General features: G+C 29.0%; 20 protein-coding genes. 14 read left to right on the forward strand and 6 right to left on the reverse strand.

Features of this window, described 5'->3' with window-relative positions; all coding sequences use genetic code 11:
* The 8 genes from ACD570_RS00005 to ACD570_RS00040 all read left to right on the forward strand — a co-directional run.
* Nucleotides 1–999 (forward strand): aminotransferase class I/II-fold pyridoxal phosphate-dependent enzyme (locus ACD570_RS00005; RefSeq protein WP_417904445.1); only part of this gene is annotated, 999 nt, incomplete at its 5' end.
* The gene (locus tag ACD570_RS00010; protein ID WP_417904285.1) at nucleotides 996–1,607 is read left to right on the forward strand and encodes a pimeloyl-ACP methyl esterase BioG family protein; all 612 of its coding nucleotides are present in this window, start codon (nucleotides 996–998) and stop codon (nucleotides 1,605–1,607) included. The genes ACD570_RS00005 and ACD570_RS00010, both read left to right, overlap by 4 nt.
* Nucleotides 1,604–2,281, forward strand: a complete 678-nt coding sequence (bioC, locus tag ACD570_RS00015) for a malonyl-ACP O-methyltransferase BioC (RefSeq protein WP_337208981.1) — start codon at nucleotides 1,604–1,606, stop codon at nucleotides 2,279–2,281. The genes ACD570_RS00010 and bioC overlap by 4 nt, the downstream gene beginning before the upstream one ends.
* Before the next feature lie 48 nt (nucleotides 2,282–2,329).
* Nucleotides 2,330–3,067 (forward strand): molybdate ABC transporter substrate-binding protein, encoded by a 738-nt coding sequence (gene modA, locus ACD570_RS00020; protein WP_200281391.1) that lies wholly within the window; start codon nucleotides 2,330–2,332, stop codon nucleotides 3,065–3,067.
* Nucleotides 3,064–3,459, forward strand: coding sequence for a TOBE domain-containing protein (locus ACD570_RS00025; RefSeq protein ID WP_337206878.1), 396 nt, complete (start codon nucleotides 3,064–3,066; stop codon nucleotides 3,457–3,459). Before modA ends, ACD570_RS00025 begins: the two co-directional genes overlap by 4 nt.
* Complete coding sequence (gene modB, locus ACD570_RS00030; RefSeq protein WP_417904286.1) at nucleotides 3,452–4,123, forward strand: molybdate ABC transporter permease subunit; 672 nt, start codon at nucleotides 3,452–3,454, stop codon at nucleotides 4,121–4,123. Before ACD570_RS00025 ends, modB begins: the two co-directional genes overlap by 8 nt.
* Nucleotides 4,124–4,131: 8 nt before the next feature.
* Entirely contained in the window at nucleotides 4,132–5,001 is an 870-nt protein-coding gene (locus tag ACD570_RS00035; protein WP_239820339.1) for a sulfate/molybdate ABC transporter ATP-binding protein, read from the forward strand.
* A 52-nt stretch (nucleotides 5,002–5,053) separates the two neighbouring features.
* The gene (locus ACD570_RS00040) at nucleotides 5,054–7,492 is read left to right on the forward strand and encodes a hypothetical protein (RefSeq protein ID WP_417904287.1); all 2,439 of its coding nucleotides are present in this window, start codon (nucleotides 5,054–5,056) and stop codon (nucleotides 7,490–7,492) included.
* Here ACD570_RS00040 and ACD570_RS00045 read toward each other — a convergent pair whose 3' ends face one another.
* The 4 genes from ACD570_RS00045 to surE form a co-directional block, all read right to left on the reverse strand.
* The gene (locus ACD570_RS00045) at nucleotides 7,493–7,816 is read right to left on the reverse strand and encodes a type II toxin-antitoxin system RelE/ParE family toxin (protein ID WP_200281373.1); all 324 of its coding nucleotides are present in this window, start codon (nucleotides 7,814–7,816) and stop codon (nucleotides 7,493–7,495) included.
* 93 nt (nucleotides 7,817–7,909) lie between these two features.
* Nucleotides 7,910–8,653 carry a class D beta-lactamase gene (blaOXA, locus tag ACD570_RS00050; RefSeq protein ID WP_417904288.1) on the reverse strand — a complete coding sequence of 248 codons (744 nt, stop codon included), beginning with the start codon at nucleotides 8,651–8,653 and terminating at the stop codon, nucleotides 7,910–7,912.
* On the reverse strand, nucleotides 8,650–9,303 hold the full coding sequence (locus tag ACD570_RS00055; RefSeq protein ID WP_200281370.1) for a ThiF family adenylyltransferase: 654 nt from the start codon (nucleotides 9,301–9,303) through the stop codon (nucleotides 8,650–8,652). The genes blaOXA and ACD570_RS00055 overlap by 4 nt, the downstream gene beginning before the upstream one ends.
* Entirely contained in the window at nucleotides 9,303–10,073 is a 771-nt protein-coding gene (gene surE / locus ACD570_RS00060; RefSeq protein WP_200281367.1) for a 5'/3'-nucleotidase SurE, read from the reverse strand. The genes ACD570_RS00055 and surE overlap by 1 nt, the downstream gene beginning before the upstream one ends.
* A gap of 202 nt (nucleotides 10,074–10,275) precedes the next feature.
* Here surE and ACD570_RS00065 point away from each other — a divergent pair, with 202 nt between their 5' ends.
* From ACD570_RS00065 to dcuC, 5 genes are all read left to right on the forward strand, one after another.
* Complete coding sequence (locus ACD570_RS00065) at nucleotides 10,276–11,079, forward strand: RICIN domain-containing protein (RefSeq protein ID WP_417904289.1); 804 nt, start codon at nucleotides 10,276–10,278, stop codon at nucleotides 11,077–11,079.
* Entirely contained in the window at nucleotides 11,076–11,882 is an 807-nt protein-coding gene (locus ACD570_RS00070) for a cytolethal distending toxin subunit B family protein (protein WP_417904290.1), read from the forward strand. Before ACD570_RS00065 ends, ACD570_RS00070 begins: the two co-directional genes overlap by 4 nt.
* Entirely contained in the window at nucleotides 11,883–12,455 is a 573-nt protein-coding gene (locus tag ACD570_RS00075) for a cytolethal distending toxin subunit A (RefSeq protein ID WP_200281357.1), read from the forward strand.
* A gap of 138 nt (nucleotides 12,456–12,593) precedes the next feature.
* Complete coding sequence (gene pepE / locus ACD570_RS00080; protein ID WP_239820333.1) at nucleotides 12,594–13,298, forward strand: dipeptidase PepE; 705 nt, start codon at nucleotides 12,594–12,596, stop codon at nucleotides 13,296–13,298.
* An 11-nt stretch (nucleotides 13,299–13,309) separates the two neighbouring features.
* Complete coding sequence (gene dcuC / locus ACD570_RS00085; RefSeq protein ID WP_200281350.1) at nucleotides 13,310–14,608, forward strand: C4-dicarboxylate transporter DcuC; 1,299 nt, start codon at nucleotides 13,310–13,312, stop codon at nucleotides 14,606–14,608.
* Here the strand turns inward: dcuC and pepT are convergent.
* Nucleotides 14,598–15,833, reverse strand: coding sequence for a peptidase T (pepT, locus tag ACD570_RS00090; protein ID WP_337198463.1), 1,236 nt, complete (start codon nucleotides 15,831–15,833; stop codon nucleotides 14,598–14,600). The two genes, dcuC and pepT, sit on opposite strands and share 11 nt — an antisense overlap.
* A gap of 90 nt (nucleotides 15,834–15,923) precedes the next feature.
* On the opposite strand from pepT, the gene ACD570_RS00095 reads away from it, so the two are divergent.
* On the forward strand, nucleotides 15,924–16,676 hold the full coding sequence (locus ACD570_RS00095) for an extracellular solute-binding protein (RefSeq protein WP_200281344.1): 753 nt from the start codon (nucleotides 15,924–15,926) through the stop codon (nucleotides 16,674–16,676).
* Nucleotides 16,677–17,400: 724 nt separating this feature from the next.
* On the opposite strand, the gene zupT is transcribed toward ACD570_RS00095, so the two are convergent.
* Nucleotides 17,401–18,276, reverse strand: a complete 876-nt coding sequence (gene zupT, locus ACD570_RS00100) for a zinc transporter ZupT (RefSeq protein WP_200281341.1) — start codon at nucleotides 18,274–18,276, stop codon at nucleotides 17,401–17,403.
* Nucleotides 18,277–18,311 lie beyond the last annotated feature (35 nt).

Here is an 18,311-nt window from a genome sequence, read left to right on the forward strand (position 1 = left end):
TATGATGAAGAATTAAAAGAAGAATTTTTAAGCAATTTAAAAAAAGAATATAACTATTTTTCAAGCTCAAGTTCAAGAAGCTTAAGTGGAAATTTTGGAATTTATGAAGAATTAGAAGATTATTTAAAAGCCGATTTTAAAGATAAAGGAATACTTCATTTTAACAGCGGGTATCATTTAAATTTATCCTGCATAGCCGCACTTTCAAGCTTAAATAAAACTCTTTTTTTGGCTGATAAATTGATCCATGCGAGTATGATTGATGGATTAAGACTTAATGGGGCTGATTTTTTCCGTTATAAACACAATGATTTAGATCATTTAGTATCTTTGATCCAAAAACATTATGAGAAATATGAAAATATCATCATACTTAGCGAAGCTTTATTTAGTATGGATGGAGATTTTAGCGATTTAAAAGCTCTTGTTGAACTTAAAAAAAATTATTCAAAAATAAAACTTTATATTGATGAAGCTCATAGTGTTGGATGTTTTGATAAAAAGGGTTTAGGATTTGCAAAATCCCTTGGTTTAGAAAACGAAATTGATTTTTTAGTTTTTACCTTTGGAAAAGCTGTTGCTTCAATGGGTGCTTGTATGATTTGTGCTAAAAAATATAAAGATTTTTTCATCAATAAAGCACGTGCTTTTATCTATTCTACAGCTTTACCTCCTATCAATGTTGCTTTTACACTTTTTATTTTTAAAAATATGGCAAAATTTCAAAATAAAAGAGAAAATTTATATCATCTAAGTCAATTTTTAAAAGATAAACTCCAAGAAAAAAATCTGCAAATTTTAGGGGATTCTTATATTATTTCCTTGATTTTAGGAGATAATAAAAAAGCTTTAGCGATAGCTCAAATTTTAGAAAAAGGTGGCATCTTTGCTCCAGCAATCAAAGAACCTACTGTGCCCAAAAATACAGCCAGAATTCGCTTTTCTTTACATGCAGGACTTGATCAAAATGATCTTGAGCAAATTTTGGAGTTATTATGAAAAATACTTTTTTATGTAAAAATCTAAATTGCGATGAACTTATTATTGTTTTTGGAGGTTTTGCAAGTCATCCGAGCCATTTTTCACACTTAAAAAGTGAAAAAAATGTTGTATTGTTTTATGATTTTGAAAATTTAGATTTTAAATTCGATTTTAAAGCTTTTTCAAAAATTAAATTAATAGCTTTTTCTATGGGAGTTTGTCTTGCTAATTATCTTTTAAAAGAATATGATTTTGATCAAAAAATTGCCCTCAATGGAACCAACTTAGGCATAGATAAAGAAAAAGGTATCCATCCTACACTTTTTAGTAAAACTATGAAAAAATTTAATTTAGAAAATTTTAAAAGCTCTTTATTTAAAAATCATAAAGAAAAAACTAAAAATTTTATCTTTAAAGATGAAAATACTTTAAAAAATGAACTTAATACGCTTTTTAATTTTGCTTTAAAAGAACAAAAAGATTATTTAACTTGGGATAAAATTTACTCAAGTAATCAAGATGAAATTTTTCCACAAAATGCTTTAAAAAAAAGCTTTGAAAATTTAATTTTTTTAAATGAACCTCATTTTGCTTTTTTTCACTTTCATTCTTGGGATGAGTTTTGAATTTTTTAAAAGCCAAATCAAGCTATGAAAAAGCTGCAAAAGTGCAAAATTGGATGGGAGATAGACTTTGCGAAAAAATCCCTGCAAATAAATTTTTTGATCAAGTCTTTGAATTTGGTTGTGCACAAGGAGAATTCACACGAAAATTAAAAAAGAAAATCATCTTTAAAAAATACATTTTAAATGATATTTTAGATTATAAATCTCAAGATAAAGTAGAAATTTTTGATATGAATGATATAGCTCAGCATCCTTTAAGCACTCAAAAATTCGATCTTATCGCCTCAAATGCAACCTTACAATGGCTTAATTTTAAAAAAATACTTCCTACTCTTGCAAATATGCTTGATACAAAAGGTATTTTGCTTTTATCCACTTTTGGCGAAAAAAATTTAGAACAAATCACAAAAAGCACAGGCTTTTCTTTGAAATATCTTTCTCTTTTTGAAATAAAAAAAATCTTACAAGAGCATTTTTTTGAAATCCTTATAGAAGAAGATTTTATCACTTTAGAATTTGAAAGTCCTTTAGAAGTTTTTAGGCATTTAAAACTAAGTGGGGTAAATTCTTTAGGCCATCATACCTTAACGAAAACTTTTTTAAAAGACTATGAAAAAAAATTTCAAAACAAACTCACCTATCATCCTATTTTTATTTATGTAAAAAAAGTATAAAAATTATTTTGTTATAATCCTAGCAAATTTCGATAGGAAGGATTACTCATGAAAAAAATATTATTTTTTTGTATGTTTTTATTTTTATGCCTTAAAGCAGAAAATCTTAGTATTTTTGTTGCTTCTTCAGCCTCAAAGGCTATGAGTGCAATTAAAGATGAATTTTTAAAAACTCACCCAAATGATACCATAGAAATGATTTTTGGCGCTTCTGGCAAATATTACCAACTTTTAAAGCAAGGGCGAAAATTTGATTTATTTTTTTCAGCTGATGCTAAATACGCTGAGGCAATTTTTCAAGATCAAAACGCTTTAGAAAAACCAAAAATTTATGCTTTGGGTGTTTTAGCCTTATATAGCTTAGACCCGAATTTAATCCATCTTGAAAATCTTAAAAAAAATTTAACAAAAATCAATCATCTAAGCGTAGCAAATCCAAAAATCGCTCCTTATGGAGTTGCTGCTAAAGAAATTTTAGAAAAACTTGATCTAGGTGAAAGTTTAAAAAATAAAATTATCCTAGGAGATAACATTGCTCAGCCAGTTTTATATGTTGATTCTAAAGCATCTGAACTTGGTATTGTAGCTTATTCTTTAGTTTCTCCTATCAACCATCCTAAAGGTAAAGCAAGTATTATCGATCCAAAATATTTCACCCCATTAAAACAAAGTTTTGTAATCACAAAATACGCCAAAAATAAAAAACTAGCCTTTGAATTTAGTGATTTTATTAGTTCAGCTAAAGCAAGGGAAATTTTTAAAAAATATGGATTTGATACTCCATGAATATCTTAAAAGGTAAGGTTTGTGATCTCATCTATCAAGATGATTTAATACTTGTAAAAATAAATTGCGAAGATGAAATTTTTCAAGTTTTAATGCTTAGCCCCTTTAAAGAACTTAAATTAGATCAAGAAATTCAGATGCTTTTTAAAGAACATGAGCTTTGCTTTGCTACCTTAAATTCTAGTTTAAGTGTAGAAAATTCTTTTAAAGCAAAAATTTCAAAAATCAAAGAAGGAAAGCTTTTGTATCATGTATTTTTCAAATTCCACGATCAAAAAATTTCTAGCTTGATCACCAAGGAAAAAGCTTTGGAACTGAAACTTTCTCTCGAACAAGAATGGCTTTGTTTTATTAAATCAAATGATATTATTTTAAGGACCAATTATGCTTGATCCTTCTTTTTTGCAAACACTTTTTTTAACTCTTAAACTAGCTTTTATTACCACTTTTATACTTTTTTTTATAGGTGTTTTTTTAGCTTATATTTTAAGCTTTACTCGCTTTCCTTTTAAAGCTTTATTGCAAACTTGTATCAATTTGCCTTTGGTTTTACCTCCTAGTGTTTTAGGTTTTTATCTTTTGATTGCTTTTTCAACCAATACTTTTTTAGGAGAATTTTTGCAAAAATATTTTCACCTTTCTTTAGTTTTTACCTTTGAAGGACTCGTTTTTGCTTCTATCATTTTTTCTCTACCCTTTATGATAAATCCTTTACAAAGTGCTTTTTCATCAATCAATCAAAATCTCTTATACGCCTCTTATACTTTAGGCAAAAGCAAAATAACTACTCTTTTTAGAGTCATTTTGCCCAATTGTAAAGCAGGTATCTTTTCAGCTTGTGCAATGAGTTTTGCTCACACTATGGGAGAATTTGGAGTTGTAATGATGATAGGCGGACACAAACAAGGAGAAACTTTAGTCGCTAGTATTGCAATTTATGATGAACTTGAAACCTTAAATTATACCCTAGCACATCAATACGCTTTTACGCTTTTCATTCTTTCTTTTGCCATACTCTTAAGTTTATATTTTGTCAATAAAAAGTTAAATTTTTAGGAATTTTAATGCTAAAGCTTGATCTAAAACATCAAATCAATTCTAAAGAATTTGAATTTAAAACCCAAATCAATCAAGGAGAAATCACAGCTATTTTTGGAGAAAGTGGAGCTGGAAAGACAACCTTGCTTAAAATCATAGCAGGACTAATCAAACCAAATTGCGGATACTTAGAAGTAGATAATGAAATTTGGTTTGATAGTAAGAAAAATATCAATCTAAGCATACAAAAAAGAAAAATAGGCTTTATGTTTCAAGATTATGCCTTATTTCCTAATATGAATGTCAAAGAAAATTTAAGTTATGCAAACAAAAACGAAACAAAAATCAATGAATTTTTAGAACTTATGAATTTAAAAGAATTAGCCAAAGCGTATCCTAAAGAACTTTCAGGCGGACAAGCTCAAAGAGTCGCTTTAGCAAGAGCCTTAATAAGAGAACCTAAAATTTTACTTTTAGATGAACCTTTAAGCGCTTTAGATTTTAAAATGCGTATGAATTTACAAGATGAACTTGCAAAAATTTTACATCATTTTAAAATCACAACCTTACTCGTAAGCCATGATATAGCTGAAATTTACAAACTAAGCCATAAAATCATAGAAATTCAAAATGGCAAAATCATTAAAAATTTAATCAAAAATGAATTTTTTACACAAGCAAATTTAAGTGCTAAATTACGCTTAAATGCAACCTTGCTTGAAGTTAAAAAAAGCGATATTTTGATCATTTTTACCCTACTTTTAAATCAAGATATCGTTAAAATCACACTTAGCGAAGAAGAGTTTTTAAAAGATTATCAAGATGTAAAAATCGGCGATACGCTTTTACTTTCCATAAAAGCTTTTAATCCTATCATTGTAGGGAAAATTAAATAATTTTTTTAAGTATTATTAATATAATTTCATAAATATTTTAGAGAGAAAAACAATGAATTTTATCCATTTAAGCGAAGAACCTTTAAAAAGCAAAATCAAAGATACCTATTTTACAAAATTTAGTTATTCTGGTTCCAAAATCGATTTTACCATAACTTACAAACATAAAAATTTAGGCGAGATTAATTTACTTTGGGCTGAAGCAAAAAAAGGAGAAAGCGATATAAAAAAATCCTTCATACAGCTTATACTCACCATAGGAAAATATAAATTTTACACAGAACAAACCCCAAATTTACTTTGTGCCTTTGATGGCATTAAAATGGCTTTTTTACCTTTTATAAAAATTCAAGAAGTTTTTTATCAAAATGATATAGATTTTAGCGTTACGCCAAGTAATCACAAAAGCGAACAATTTTTAAAACTTTTAAAGCAACTTAACACTATTTTAGATGAAGCACAAATTTTTTACTATGAAAAAAATGATGAAGAATTAAAAGCCTTTATCAAAGAAAATCTCACAAGCGAAAATATAAGTAAATTTAAAATCGATAAAAACAATTTTGTAAGTATATATTATAAATGGAGCAAAAGTGTAAAAGATAGTATCAGTATAGACTGGGATTTGGCTAAAAAAAGCGGGATAATCGACGCTGATTTTTATTTGGCTGATTTATTATCAAAAGATAATGTTAGCATAGTTAAAAAGCTTTTTGCTGTTTTGAAAAAAGATTATTATGAATTTAATGAAAAAAAGACAGAATTAGGCTCTATCATCGCCGAAAAAACAGGATTTAAAGACCATCAAAAAGCCCATAAAGAATTTTGGGCTATTTATGAGCGTCCGCCAAGAGAAGAATTTTGGGATTATATTATAAAACGTAGAGATTTGCTTGTCGATCAAGATATAAGAGAGCGAAAGGGAGCGTTTTTTACTCCTAGAATTTGGGTAGATAAGGCTTGTGAATATCTATCAAAAACTTTTGGGGAAGATTATGAAGATGAGTATTATATATGGGATTTAGCTGGTGGAACTGGAAATTTACTCGCCAATTTTACAAATAAAAAAAATATTTTTTGCTCCACTCTTGATAAAGCCGATATCGATGTAATACATGAGCGTATAAAAAATGGAGCGAATTTATTTGAAAATCATGTTTTTGAGTTTGACTTTTTAAATGATGAATTCTTTGATGAAGTGGATGATAAGGGTAAAATTATCCAAAAATCAAAATTACCTTTAAATTTGCAAGAGATTTTAAAGGATGAAAACAAGCGCAAAAAACTAATAATCTTTATCAATCCACCTTATGCGGAGGCTAGCACAACTTCAACTAGAAATAACACAGGTAAAAATAAAACAGCTGTATCTGATAGTATGATTTATGATAAATATAGTTCTAAATTAGGTGGAGCAACAAAAGAATTGTTTATGCAATTTTTTATAAGAATTTATTGTGAGATTGAAGGAGCTATACTGGCTAGCTTTTCTACATTAAAATATATAAATGCTCAACAATCTAATAAATTTAGAGAAATTTTTAAAGCTAAGTTTTTAAAAGGCTTTATAGTGCCTGCTTATACTTTTGATAATGTAAAAGGAAATTTTCCTATAGGGTTTTTGATATGGGATATGAGCAAAAAAGAAGAAATTAAAAAAATAAAACTTGACGTATTTAATGAAAATGGAAATTTTTTAGGCAAAAAAGTTTTATTTCCAAAAAATAAATATATGATTGAATGGCTTAGAAATTTTTATGACAAGGAAAGTGAAAATATAGGATTTTTAAGAATGATAGGTTCTGATTTTCAAAATAATGTAGGAGTATTTTTTACAAATAATTTAACTAGTAACGATATCAAGAAAAAAATTTTTACATTGATTACTCGTAATAATATCTTACCTATGAGTATATATTTTTCAGTGCGTCACGCTATAGCAGCTACTTGGATAAACGATAGAGATCAGTTTTTGTATCCAAATAAACTATACGATAAAGATGATGAATTTAAAAGTGATTGTCTAGCTTTTATGCTTTTTCATGGGCAAAATAAAATAAGCTCAAAAGAAGGGACAAATCACTTCATCCCTTTTAGCGAAAAAGAATTAAACATCACAAAAGAAGCTTTTGAAAGTGATTTTATGTATAAATTTATAAATGGCAAAATCAAAGATGAGAATTCTTTATTTGGTGATGAGTTAGCAAAGATAGAATTTAGCCCCCAAGCCAAAGAACTTTTAAAAGCGGGAAAAGAACTTTTTAAATACTATCACACGCACAGCGAAGATAAAAACTATCTAATCAATGCTTCATTTTATGATATCAAAGAATTCTTTCAAGGTAGGGATGAAAAAGGCAAGATGAATACTCCTGCTAAAGCAAAAGATGAACACTATAAATTTTTACTTAGCCAACTCAACGAATCTTTAAACACCCTAGCTAAAAAAATAGAGCCAAAAATTTATGAGTATGGATTTTTAAAAGAATAGCTAAGCAAGCATTCTTTTAATATCTTTTAATCTCTTAACACAAATTTCAAGATCTTTATTTTTAGTCGCATTGTCTTTTTTAGCATAAGCATGTAAAATAAATAATTTCGTTTCAAAAGCATAAAAAATTCTGATCGAATGCCTTGGAGTTTTTAACCTGATCTTAAAAATATCATCACATCTTGTTTTGCTGTGTTGTTCATCGAGCTTGTTGCCGTTTATGGCTAATTCTTGTATCATTTTATAAGCTTTTTCTTTATAATTTGGCTCAAGATTGTTTATAAATTTAATAATTTTATTATTATAATAAATAATTTCATACATAACAAACCTTTTTAATTGGTTTATTTTATCCAAATAATTTTGTATTTTCAAAAATAAATATTATCCTATGCCTTATTTAAGGTATAGATTAGCTTAAAAAATTTTATTTAAATATTGGTTTAAAATTTCTTCTCTTTTATACAAATCTTTAAAATTTGAAATTTTTACATTAAGAGCAAAAGAACAATAAGAATGAACTTTTTTTAAATAAACAAATCCCACAACCCAAGCGATATTATCATTAAACCCTGTTTTACCATAGAGAATAAAATCATCATTTTGTTTTAATTCAATCATTTTAATAACTTCTTCTTGAATTTTTTTAGAATAAGGAAGTTTTAAATTAGCAAGTTTAAAAAGTAAAACCGCTTGTTCTTTGGCTGAAATTTGTAAAGCATTATCAAGCCAAAAGGTATCTATTTTAGAAATTTTTTTATTACCATAATTAAGCTTGTTTAAATTTTCTTGCATTTTTACCTTGCCTATTTTTCTTGCAAGTTCTTTAAAGGCAGGAACCTGAGATCTTTTTATGGCTGAAGTTAAATTCGCATCTTGTGCCCACGAGGGCAAAAAAACTTTTTCACCCTCATAATGATAAAATACTTCGCTTGTATCTTTAACTACATGGGAATTTAAAGCGATTAAAGCATTAAAAATTTTAAAAGTTGAAGCTGGAGAAAAACGTTCTTTGGCTTTTAAAAAATCATTGCTATAAAAATTTTTACCATCATAAAAAATCATCACTCCGCTAAGATTTTGTCCTTTAAAAAAATCTGGCAAATTCTTAGCAAAAATAAAATTTTGAAAAAGTAAGAATAAAATAAATATTCTTATCATTTTTTATCTATAACTTTTTTAAGCGCTAAAGAAGCTAAAGCTAAACCAAAAGAAGCTGTAACCCCCATAAAAGAACCAAGATCTTTACAACAAGGCACCTCATCTGAAAAAACTACATCAAAATCTTTATTAAAACCTGATTTTCTAAGTTCATAACGAAATTTTTTTGCTAAAGCATCACCATAAGTTTTAAAAATACTTGTCGTTTTAATACGAGTAGGATCAAGCTTTCTTGCTCCACCTGTAGAAGAAATAAAAATTTGTTTTTCAAAATCAATCGAATTTGCTAAAGCTACTTTAGCCGGAATATCATCAATTGCATCAATGATAAGATCAAAAGAACTTAAATCAAATTGATCAAGAAATTCTTGATCAATTCTTGCTACAATACCCCGTGCTTTATAAATTTTTTCAAAAACTTTTGCTTTTTCCTCGCCTATATGTTCGCTATGAATTTGACGGTTTTGATTTGTAACCTCAAAACAATCTCCATCGATTAAAGTAAGATTTGTAAAACCACTTCTAAATAACGCATCAACACAAATTCCGCCAACTCCTCCAAGACCACAAACTAAAACTTTGGTTTTTAAAATTTTGTCTAAATTTTCTTCTGTAATTAACCATTTAATACGTGTAAATCTATCATACATTACTTTTCCTTAAGCCATTTTTTTGTTTGTTTTAATTTTTTATAAGCTGTTAAATCAAGCATTATTGGTGTAATTGTTGCATAACCCTTTTTTAAAAGAGCAATATCAGATTTTTTTTCTTCCTCAAAATCCAAATTAGCACTTGCAAGCCAAAAATATTTTTTTCCTCTTGGATTGGTATTGCAATGGGCTTTATAATTATAAATTCTTTTTCCCACTTTAGCGATTTTAATTCCTTTAAATTTAATTTTTGAAGAAGGAAAATTCACATTAAGAAATTCTTTTTTATCCAAAGGAAACCCTTGATTAAAAATTTTTTTTACAAGTTTTTTAATTATTTTTAATGCATTTTCATAATCTATCTTTTCATGATTTTTATAAAATTGCGAAAAAGCAATAGCAGGAACTCCTTGCAAAACAGCCTCCATAGCACCCGCACAAGTCCCAGAATATGTAATATCCTCTCCTACATTTGCTCCTTTATTGATACCACTAATGACAAGATCAGGCAATTTCTTTTTATAAAAAGCATGTAAAGCCAAATAAATACAATCAGCTGGAGTTCCATCATCAAGTTTATAAAATCTTTTTTTTACCTTTACAAATTGAAGAGGTCTTACCAAAGTAATGGAGTGAGAACAGGCTGATTTTTCGCTTGATGGTGCTACTACAGTTATTTTTGCTTTAAATTCCTTTTTTAGCATTGCAACAAGTTTTTTTAAACCCTTACTTTCATATCCATCATCATTAGTAATAAGAATTTCTTTCATAGTTAAACCCTTTAGAATTTAGACTGAAGAATTAAAAATTTTAAATATAGCATTTATTTTTAAAAGTAAGATGAAATTATATTCAAAAAATAATAATTTTTATTACTTTAATTAATATTTACTTAAATTTTTAATTAAATTATTTGTAAATATTTGTAAATATATGTTATGATATTAAATATCAAAATTAAGGATATTGCCTATGAAAAAAATTAAATATAGTTTATTTTTTCTAGTTTTTGCTGTAATATTTTCGGCTTGTTCGACTAAAGAACTCAATCCTCTAGGACGCTCTTATGGAGATATGTATGATAATGATCCTTTAAAAATAGGTCAAGAGCCAACTAAACCAGCCAAGCAAGATACTCCTAGTTTAGTTGAAGGAGAAAAATTTCCAGATATACCTTTAGTGCCACCTGTCATTCGTTTTGATTCTGCTGATGCAAATTCAACTCAAACTCCAAGACCAAGATTAAAATCAAATGGAGATTTTAACGATGTTTCAGCTGTAGGAGGTATTAGCTATACGAGTGATTTTGTAACCATTATGAATCCTAATGGAGCAGCACTTACTGTATGGGGAATTAATCCAGGAAATTGGATATGGGGCTATAGTCTATATAATAGTAGAAAATTAGAAGATGCTAGAGTATGGCAATTGATTGAATTTACTAATGATATTGTTATGATTAAAAATGCCAAAACAAATACTTGTTTAAATGCTTATGGTAGTGGTATAGTTCATTATCCTTGCGACCAAAGCAATCAAGCACAATTTTGGAAACTCATTCCTATGAGCAATGGAGCTTATCAGATTAAAAATCTTGGCACAGAACAATGCATACAAACCCCTGTAAAAGATGTTATGCATGAATTTAATCTTGATTCTTATCAAATCTTTTTGCAAAATTGTGCTAAGGCTGGTGAAACAACTTTAGATAAACAATGGTATATTACAACTCCTGCTTATGGAACAAATTCGCCTTATCTTAAGGAGCAATTATGAAAAAAATTATCTTATTCTTGGCTATTAATATTAGTTTTGTTTTTGCAGCTTTAGAGAATTACTCTACAGGAACATGGAATATGCAAGGTTCTTCAGCCTCAACTGAAAGCAAATGGAATATCAGTGTAAGACAGCTTGTTACTGGAGATAATCCTTTAGATATAGTTGCCATACAAGAAGCTGGTGTTTTGCCAGCAACAGCTATTATGACCACAAGACAAGTCCAACCCGTAGGCGTTGGAATTCCTATACATGAATATGAGTGGAATTTAGGTTCTTTATCACGTCCAAATATTGCTTATATTTACTATTCAAGAGTAGATGTTGGCGCCAATCGAGTAAATATGGCCATAGTTAGTAGAATAAGAGCTGATGAAGTCATCGTTTTGCCTCCGCCAACAGTAGCCTCACGACCTATTATAGGAATTAGAATAGGCAATGATGCTTTTTTTAGTATCCATGCTTTAGCTAGGGGTGGGAATGACGCTGGTGCTATAGTAACAGCTGTAGATATGCATTTTAGAAATATGCCTGATATTAATTGGATGATTATGGGAGATTTTAATCGCAATCCTGATCAACTAACCCCTTTACTAGATGCTGATTTAAGAAGACGTATCAATGTAGTATATCCACCTTCTTTTACTCAAACTTCAGGCAATACAATTGATTATGCTGTAACAGGAAACTCTAACCAAGCTGCTGCTTATAGACCTCCTTTAATTACAGCTGTTTTAGCTTTAGCAGGTATTAGAAGTTTTTTAGCTTCTGATCATTTTCCGGTAAATTTTAGGAGGTTTTAAATGAAAAAAATTTTAATTTTATGTGCCGCATTAATGAGCTTAGCTTTTGGTATTGAACCCAAAGGAGACTTACCTGATTACACACCTATGTTTGCAATAAGGTCACTAGATACAGGTATTTCAGTCAGTGTTTTTAGAGAAAGTTCGCAAGATTTAACTGATCAAAATTGGGTTTTAAGAGAGATTATCTTAAGCGATAAATTAAAAGCAAAAGACACTTTAGCCGATAAACTTCCTTTTGGATATGTACAATTTGTTAATCCAAATGATGATGATATTTGCTTAGCCATCTTAGAAAGTGGCTTTTTTGATGCTAAATCTTGTAAAAAAGATTTAGAAGATGAAAAATTAGAAACTGTTTTTTCTATCATGCCTACAACAAGTTCAGCTTTGCAAATTCGTTCTTTAGTTTTAGGCGGGGTTGAATGTATGTCAACTTTTTATAATCCTCAAGTTGCTTTAGAAAAACGCATAGGAATTAAAAAATGTATCATTGGTCCTGGATTTTTTATCGATCCATCTCAATTAATGTTCTTTACCCCTGCTATAGTAGAAGCTACTCCTCTTAATTAATTTACCTTTTTAGGTAAATTAAGAATTAATTTTTTATTTAAATTATAAATAAAGTAAAAATTTTAAAACAATATATTTTTTTAAAAACAATGATTTTTGATATAATTGCCAAAAAATTATCTTAAAAAGGAAATTCTTATGTTAAATATTTTACTTTTAAGCAGTTCAAGCTACAAAGAAACGGGTTATTTAACTCATGCTAAAAATCTTATAGAAAATTTTTTAGAAGAATGCGATGTTAAACAAGATCCAATCTTATTTATCCCTTATGCTGGAGTAAGAAGAACTAACGAAGAATATGAAAAAAAAGTAAAAGAAAGTTTAAATAAAGAAAATATTATCTCAATTCATCATTCTAATAATCCCCAAGAAGCTATTTCAAAAGCCAAAGTTATCTTAGTAGGTGGCGGAAATACTTTTATGCTTTTATATAAACTTTACAAATATGATCTTCTAAATTGTTTAACTCAACGTATCAAAGAAGGAGCGTGCTATATAGGTTGGAGTGCAGGTTCTAATATAGCAGGAAAAAGCATAAAAACAACCAATGATATGCCTATTATTATGCCTAAAAGCTTTGATGCGCTCAATCTCTTTCCTCATCAAATCAATCCTCATTTTATCAGTGGAAAAATTCAAGGACATAATGGAGAAAGCCGCGAAGAACGCTTGGAAGAATTTCTTATTGCCAATCCTAAAGAAACAATTTACGCTATACCAGAAGGATCAGCCCTTAGAATAAAAGATGATAAAATCAAAATTCTAGGACATAATTCAGTACTTAAATTTGAATATCCTATGAAAAGCACAACTTTAAATCTTGATCAAGAGTATCTTTATTAAAGGAAAATAAAATGCATGATTTTTATCTGATATTAGCAGCTATAGGAACTTTAGTTACTATTATTTTACTTATTAAAAAAGCTGAAACAAAAACTACTTTATTTGGTGTTGGTTTTATTCTTTGCTTAGTTTCTTTAAAACCAATTGATGCTTTAAATGCTTTTACTTTTTCAATGACTCAAGCTTCTTTACTTAAAGCTATTTGTGCTAGTATGGGCTTTGCTTTTGTAATGAAATTTACCCAATGTGATGCTCATTTAGTCCGATTACTCACTGCTCCTTTAAAGAATTTAGGTTTTTTCTTAATTCCTATTGCTTTTATAATAACTTTTTTTATTTCTATAGCTATTCCTTCTGCAGCAGGTTGTTCTGCGGCTGTTGGGGCAACCTTGATCCCTTTATTGATGGCTTCTGGGATAAAACCTGCTATGGCGGCAACTGCTGTAGTAAGTGGAACCTTAGGAAGTGCTTTAAGCCCTGGAACTTCTCATAATGGCATCATTGCTGATATGAGTGGTTTAAGTATTCCTCAGGTTTTAAGCGTCCAGTTTAATTATACTTTAGTTTCTGCAATCATCACTTGTATTTCTTTAATCATTATGGCTCTTATTTTTAAAGACTATACAAAAGGAATTGTTTATGAGAGTAAGACACAAACAAAAGAAGGAATTCAAAAAGCAAATTTTTTATATGCTTTAATGCCTTTAGTTCCTATTATCATTTTAATCATTGGTGCTAGTGATTTACCAAAAATTGAATTTTTAAATCCTATTTTAGACTGGACAACAAAAATTCAAGTCGCAGAAGCAATGCTTTTAGGTGCTATCTTAGCTATGGTAGTAACCATGAGTAGTCCGAGTAAAATTTGTCAAGAATTTTTCAATGGTATGGGAAGCTCTTATGCTAATGTTGTAGGTATTATTGTAGCTGCAAGTGTTTTTGCTGCTGGATTAAAAGCCTGTGGAGCCATCGATGCTGTGATTGAAATTTTAAAAAATGAACAACATTACGTCCGATTTGGAGGGACTTTTATACCTTTTTTAATGGCTATGGTAACAGGCTCAGGCGATGCTCCAACTATGGCCTTTAATCAATCAATCACTATACACGCACAAGCTCTAGGATTTGATCAGGTCGCATTGGGAATGGTAGCTACAGTTGCTGGAGTGCTTGGAAGGGTTGTTTCACCTATCATGGCAGCAAGCATTATTGTAGCAGGTATCGCTGGAGTTAATACAATAGAAATTGTAAAAAGAACTGCATTAGGTTCAATTATCTCTCTTATAGTAATTGCTTTTATTATGCTTTAGTTTCACTTGCTAAAAGAATTATTTCTTGCAAAACTTTACTTGCTGCTTTTAAGGATTTAAGTGGCAAGTATTCATAAATAGAATGAAAATTATGTGCTCCAGTAAAAATATTTGGACACATAAGCCCTTTTTCAGATAACACAGCCCCATCATAACCGCCACGCATTGGAATAATCTTTGCTTTTATATCTAAATTTTCATAGGCTTTTAAGGCCAATTTTACAGGAAGACAATCCTTAGTTTTTAAGGCATTAAAAACATTTTTGTAACGATGAGACAGATGAATTTGTATGCTTTGTTTGCCCCATAATTTCTCACAAGAATTGCACAAATCTTTTAAAAATTGTATTCTTTGATTATATTTTTCTTCATCAAATTCTCTAATATCTATTTTTAAAATCGTTTTTGCACTATTTCCATTTAATTCTTTTACCCAAAAATACCCTTCCTTACCTTCTGTGTATTCAGGCGCCTCACCCCTTGGAAGCATAGAAATAAATTGATGGGCTAAAATAAGTGAATTTACGAGCTTACCTTTTGCACTCATAGGATGTGCTGAAACTCCTTGAAAAGTTACTATAGCATCTGCAGCATTCCAATTTTCATAGATAAATTCTCCTATGCCACAACAATCTAAACAATACCCAAAATCAGCATTAACTTCTTTCACATCAAAAGCTTTAGCCCCTCTTAATCCCTGCTCTTCATCAGGTAAAAAACCCACAATAATATCTCCATGCTTTAAAGAAGGATTTTTAACAAAAAATTCAAGCATATCCATAATTGCAGCAATACCAGCTTTATCATCCGCTCCAAGCAAACTCGTCCCATCAGTATGGATAATATCATCTCCTTTGTAATTTTTAAGCTCTTTAAATTCGCTTTCCCTTAGATAAAGATCTAATTCTTTATTTAGACAAATATCTCCACCTTCATAATGTGTAATTTGTGCCTTAGTATCATTTTTTTGCTCACTGCTAGTATCTAAATGTGCAAAAAAAGCTATACGAGGTGCATTGGAAACATTAGCAGGTAAAAGTGCTGTTGTGATAGAATTTGATCTTTTAACAATCTGACTCAATCCAAGCTCTTTAAGTTCCTTTTCTAGCAAACTAGCCAGTTGCATTTCATTAGGATTTGAAGGCATAATACCCGCTAAACCATTTTCTTTATGAGTTGTAGTATTGATCTTAGTATAATTAATAAATCTTTGAGCAATATCCATAAAAACTCCTTAAAATTTTTATATTTAGGAAAAAGAATTAATTATCTTGTATTATAATCGCATTTCATTAAAATTTTAATAGGATGAAAAATGAAAAAAATACTAAATTTATTTGGTGCTTGTGCAGTTTTTGCAAGCTTAGCTTTTGCAGATATTAATATGTATGGTCCAGGTGGTCCTCACTTTGCCCTACAAGAAATAGCAAAAAAATATGAGAAAAAAACTGGCACAAAAGTTAATCTTACCTTTGGTCCTCAAGCCACTTGGGTAGAAAAAGCAAAAAAAGATGCAGATATTTTATTTGGCGCTTCAGATCAATCAGCTTTAGCTATTACAACAGATTTTGATAAAAAATTTGATGTTAAAAAAATCGAACCATTGTATTTTAGAAAAGCCATCATTCTTACTCAAAAAGGCAATCCTTTAAAAATCAAAGGCTTAGAAGATCTTGCCAAAAAAGGAGTGAAAATCGTTGTCCCAGAAGGTGCAGGAAAAAGCAATACTTCAGGAACTGGCGTTTGGGAAGATATGATAGGAAGAACTCAAAATATAAAAATGATTCAAGATTTTAGAAACAATATCGTTGCTTTCACTCCTAATAGTGGTGCTGCCAAAAAATTATTTTTAGAAAAAAAAGCAGATGCGTGGATCACTTGGATTGATTGGGCTAAGGCAAATCCAGATTATGGCGACGTTGTCAATATCGAAAAAAAATTAGTCGTATATAGAACTTTCAACATAGTCGCAAAAAATGATGCGGATAAACAAATTCAAGATTTTATCACTTATCTTAAAAGTGATGATGCTTATAAAGTATTTAAAAAATACGGATATAGAAAATAATTTACGCAGAGATTTTCTCTGCATTTTAAGTCAAATTTCGCTACTATCTGCAAGAAATTAAATAATTTTTTTAAAAATAAGAATACCAAGAAAAATGCATCAATAACATACTAAGATAAAATTTTATATAAGTTAAATCATAAAAATATTGTTAGAATTTTTAATTATTATCTTTATGAAAATATTTATACAGCTTATATTATCATGGAATATACAGGAAAAATATTGAAAAGTGTTTTAAATGATGAGAGCAACTTAGAAAATTTATTCTATTTTTACACAGCTAATTGAAGCCTTTAATTACATAGAAGATATAAGAGAAAAAATATTCTCATAGATGTTGATGAGTAGTTAAAAATTGATTTTAATTTGGGAAAGATTTTTAATATAAGTAAAAGCGAAGATACTCTAAATTCAATTATAATATAGAAGTGATGCAAAAGAGTATTTTAAAAAAGAGAATTAAATAAAGAAAATTTTTGCAAATTTAAAAATTCGCCAAGAAGATGATTTTAAAAAGACAGCAATATCCTAGTTCTATCAAATGTGAAGAATTGGACAAATTTTATAAATGGTTTAAAACACTAAATAATAAAATATAAAAACTTATTTTATATAATCTTTAAGAAAAAATATCTCAAATTTCTATTACAAAATGATGACTTTTTAATTAAAAAACCAGTAAAAGAAATCAAAACAAGGTGTTTTTAACTCTTGATTTAATCTAAGGATTTAATAAAATCAAACTTATTGCCATCACAGCCATACCAAAAACTAATCCATAAAGACTATCATGGGCTTTATCATAAGTTTTTGCGGCAGGTAATAGCTCATCAAAAGAAATAAATACCATAATTCCAGCCACTATAGCAAAAGTAATAGCTAAAGTAAGTCCATTCATAATAGGCAAAATCAAAAATGCTCCAACAAATGCTCCTATAGGCTCTGCTACACCAGAAAGTGCTGAATAAATAAAGGCTTTTTTCTTATCATTTGTAGCATGATAAATTGGCAAAGAAACTGCCATTCCTTCAGGAATATTATGTATCGCTACAGCTACGGCAATAGCTACACCAAAATTAAGATTATCAAGACTTGAAATAAAAGTTGCAAAACCTTCAGGAAAATTATGTATTGCTATTGCAAGTGCGGTAAAAATTCCTGTTCTTTTTAAAGCCTTGGTATTAATTTTTTTAAGAGGTTCTCCTGCATGAAAAGCGGGAGCTTTTTCATTTTTCTTAGGCAAAGGACAAATTTTAAGCTCACTTAAATCCTCTTTTGGTTCGTGCGGATTAACATCTTCAGGGATAAATTTATCAATGATAGCTGATAAAAAAATTCCTCCAAAAAAACACAAAAGTGCCAAAAGTTCTCCATAACTTGAATTATAATATTTTTTAAAATCTATAAAAGACGAAGGTAAAATTTCCATGAAAGAAATATATATCATCACACCAGCAGAAAAACCGAGTCCAAAAGAAAGGATTCTAAGATTATCATTTTTGCTGAAAAATGCTATCACTGAACCAATAGCTGTTGAAAATCCTGCCAAAATGGTCAAAATCATCGCTATTAAAATTTGATTGATTGTAAATTCCATGATAAAGATTATATCAGAAAAATATTAAGTAAAAA

Source organism: Campylobacter sp. LH-2024 (genome assembly GCF_048270605.1).
Taxonomy (GTDB): domain Bacteria; phylum Campylobacterota; class Campylobacteria; order Campylobacterales; family Campylobacteraceae; genus Campylobacter_D; species Campylobacter_D molothri.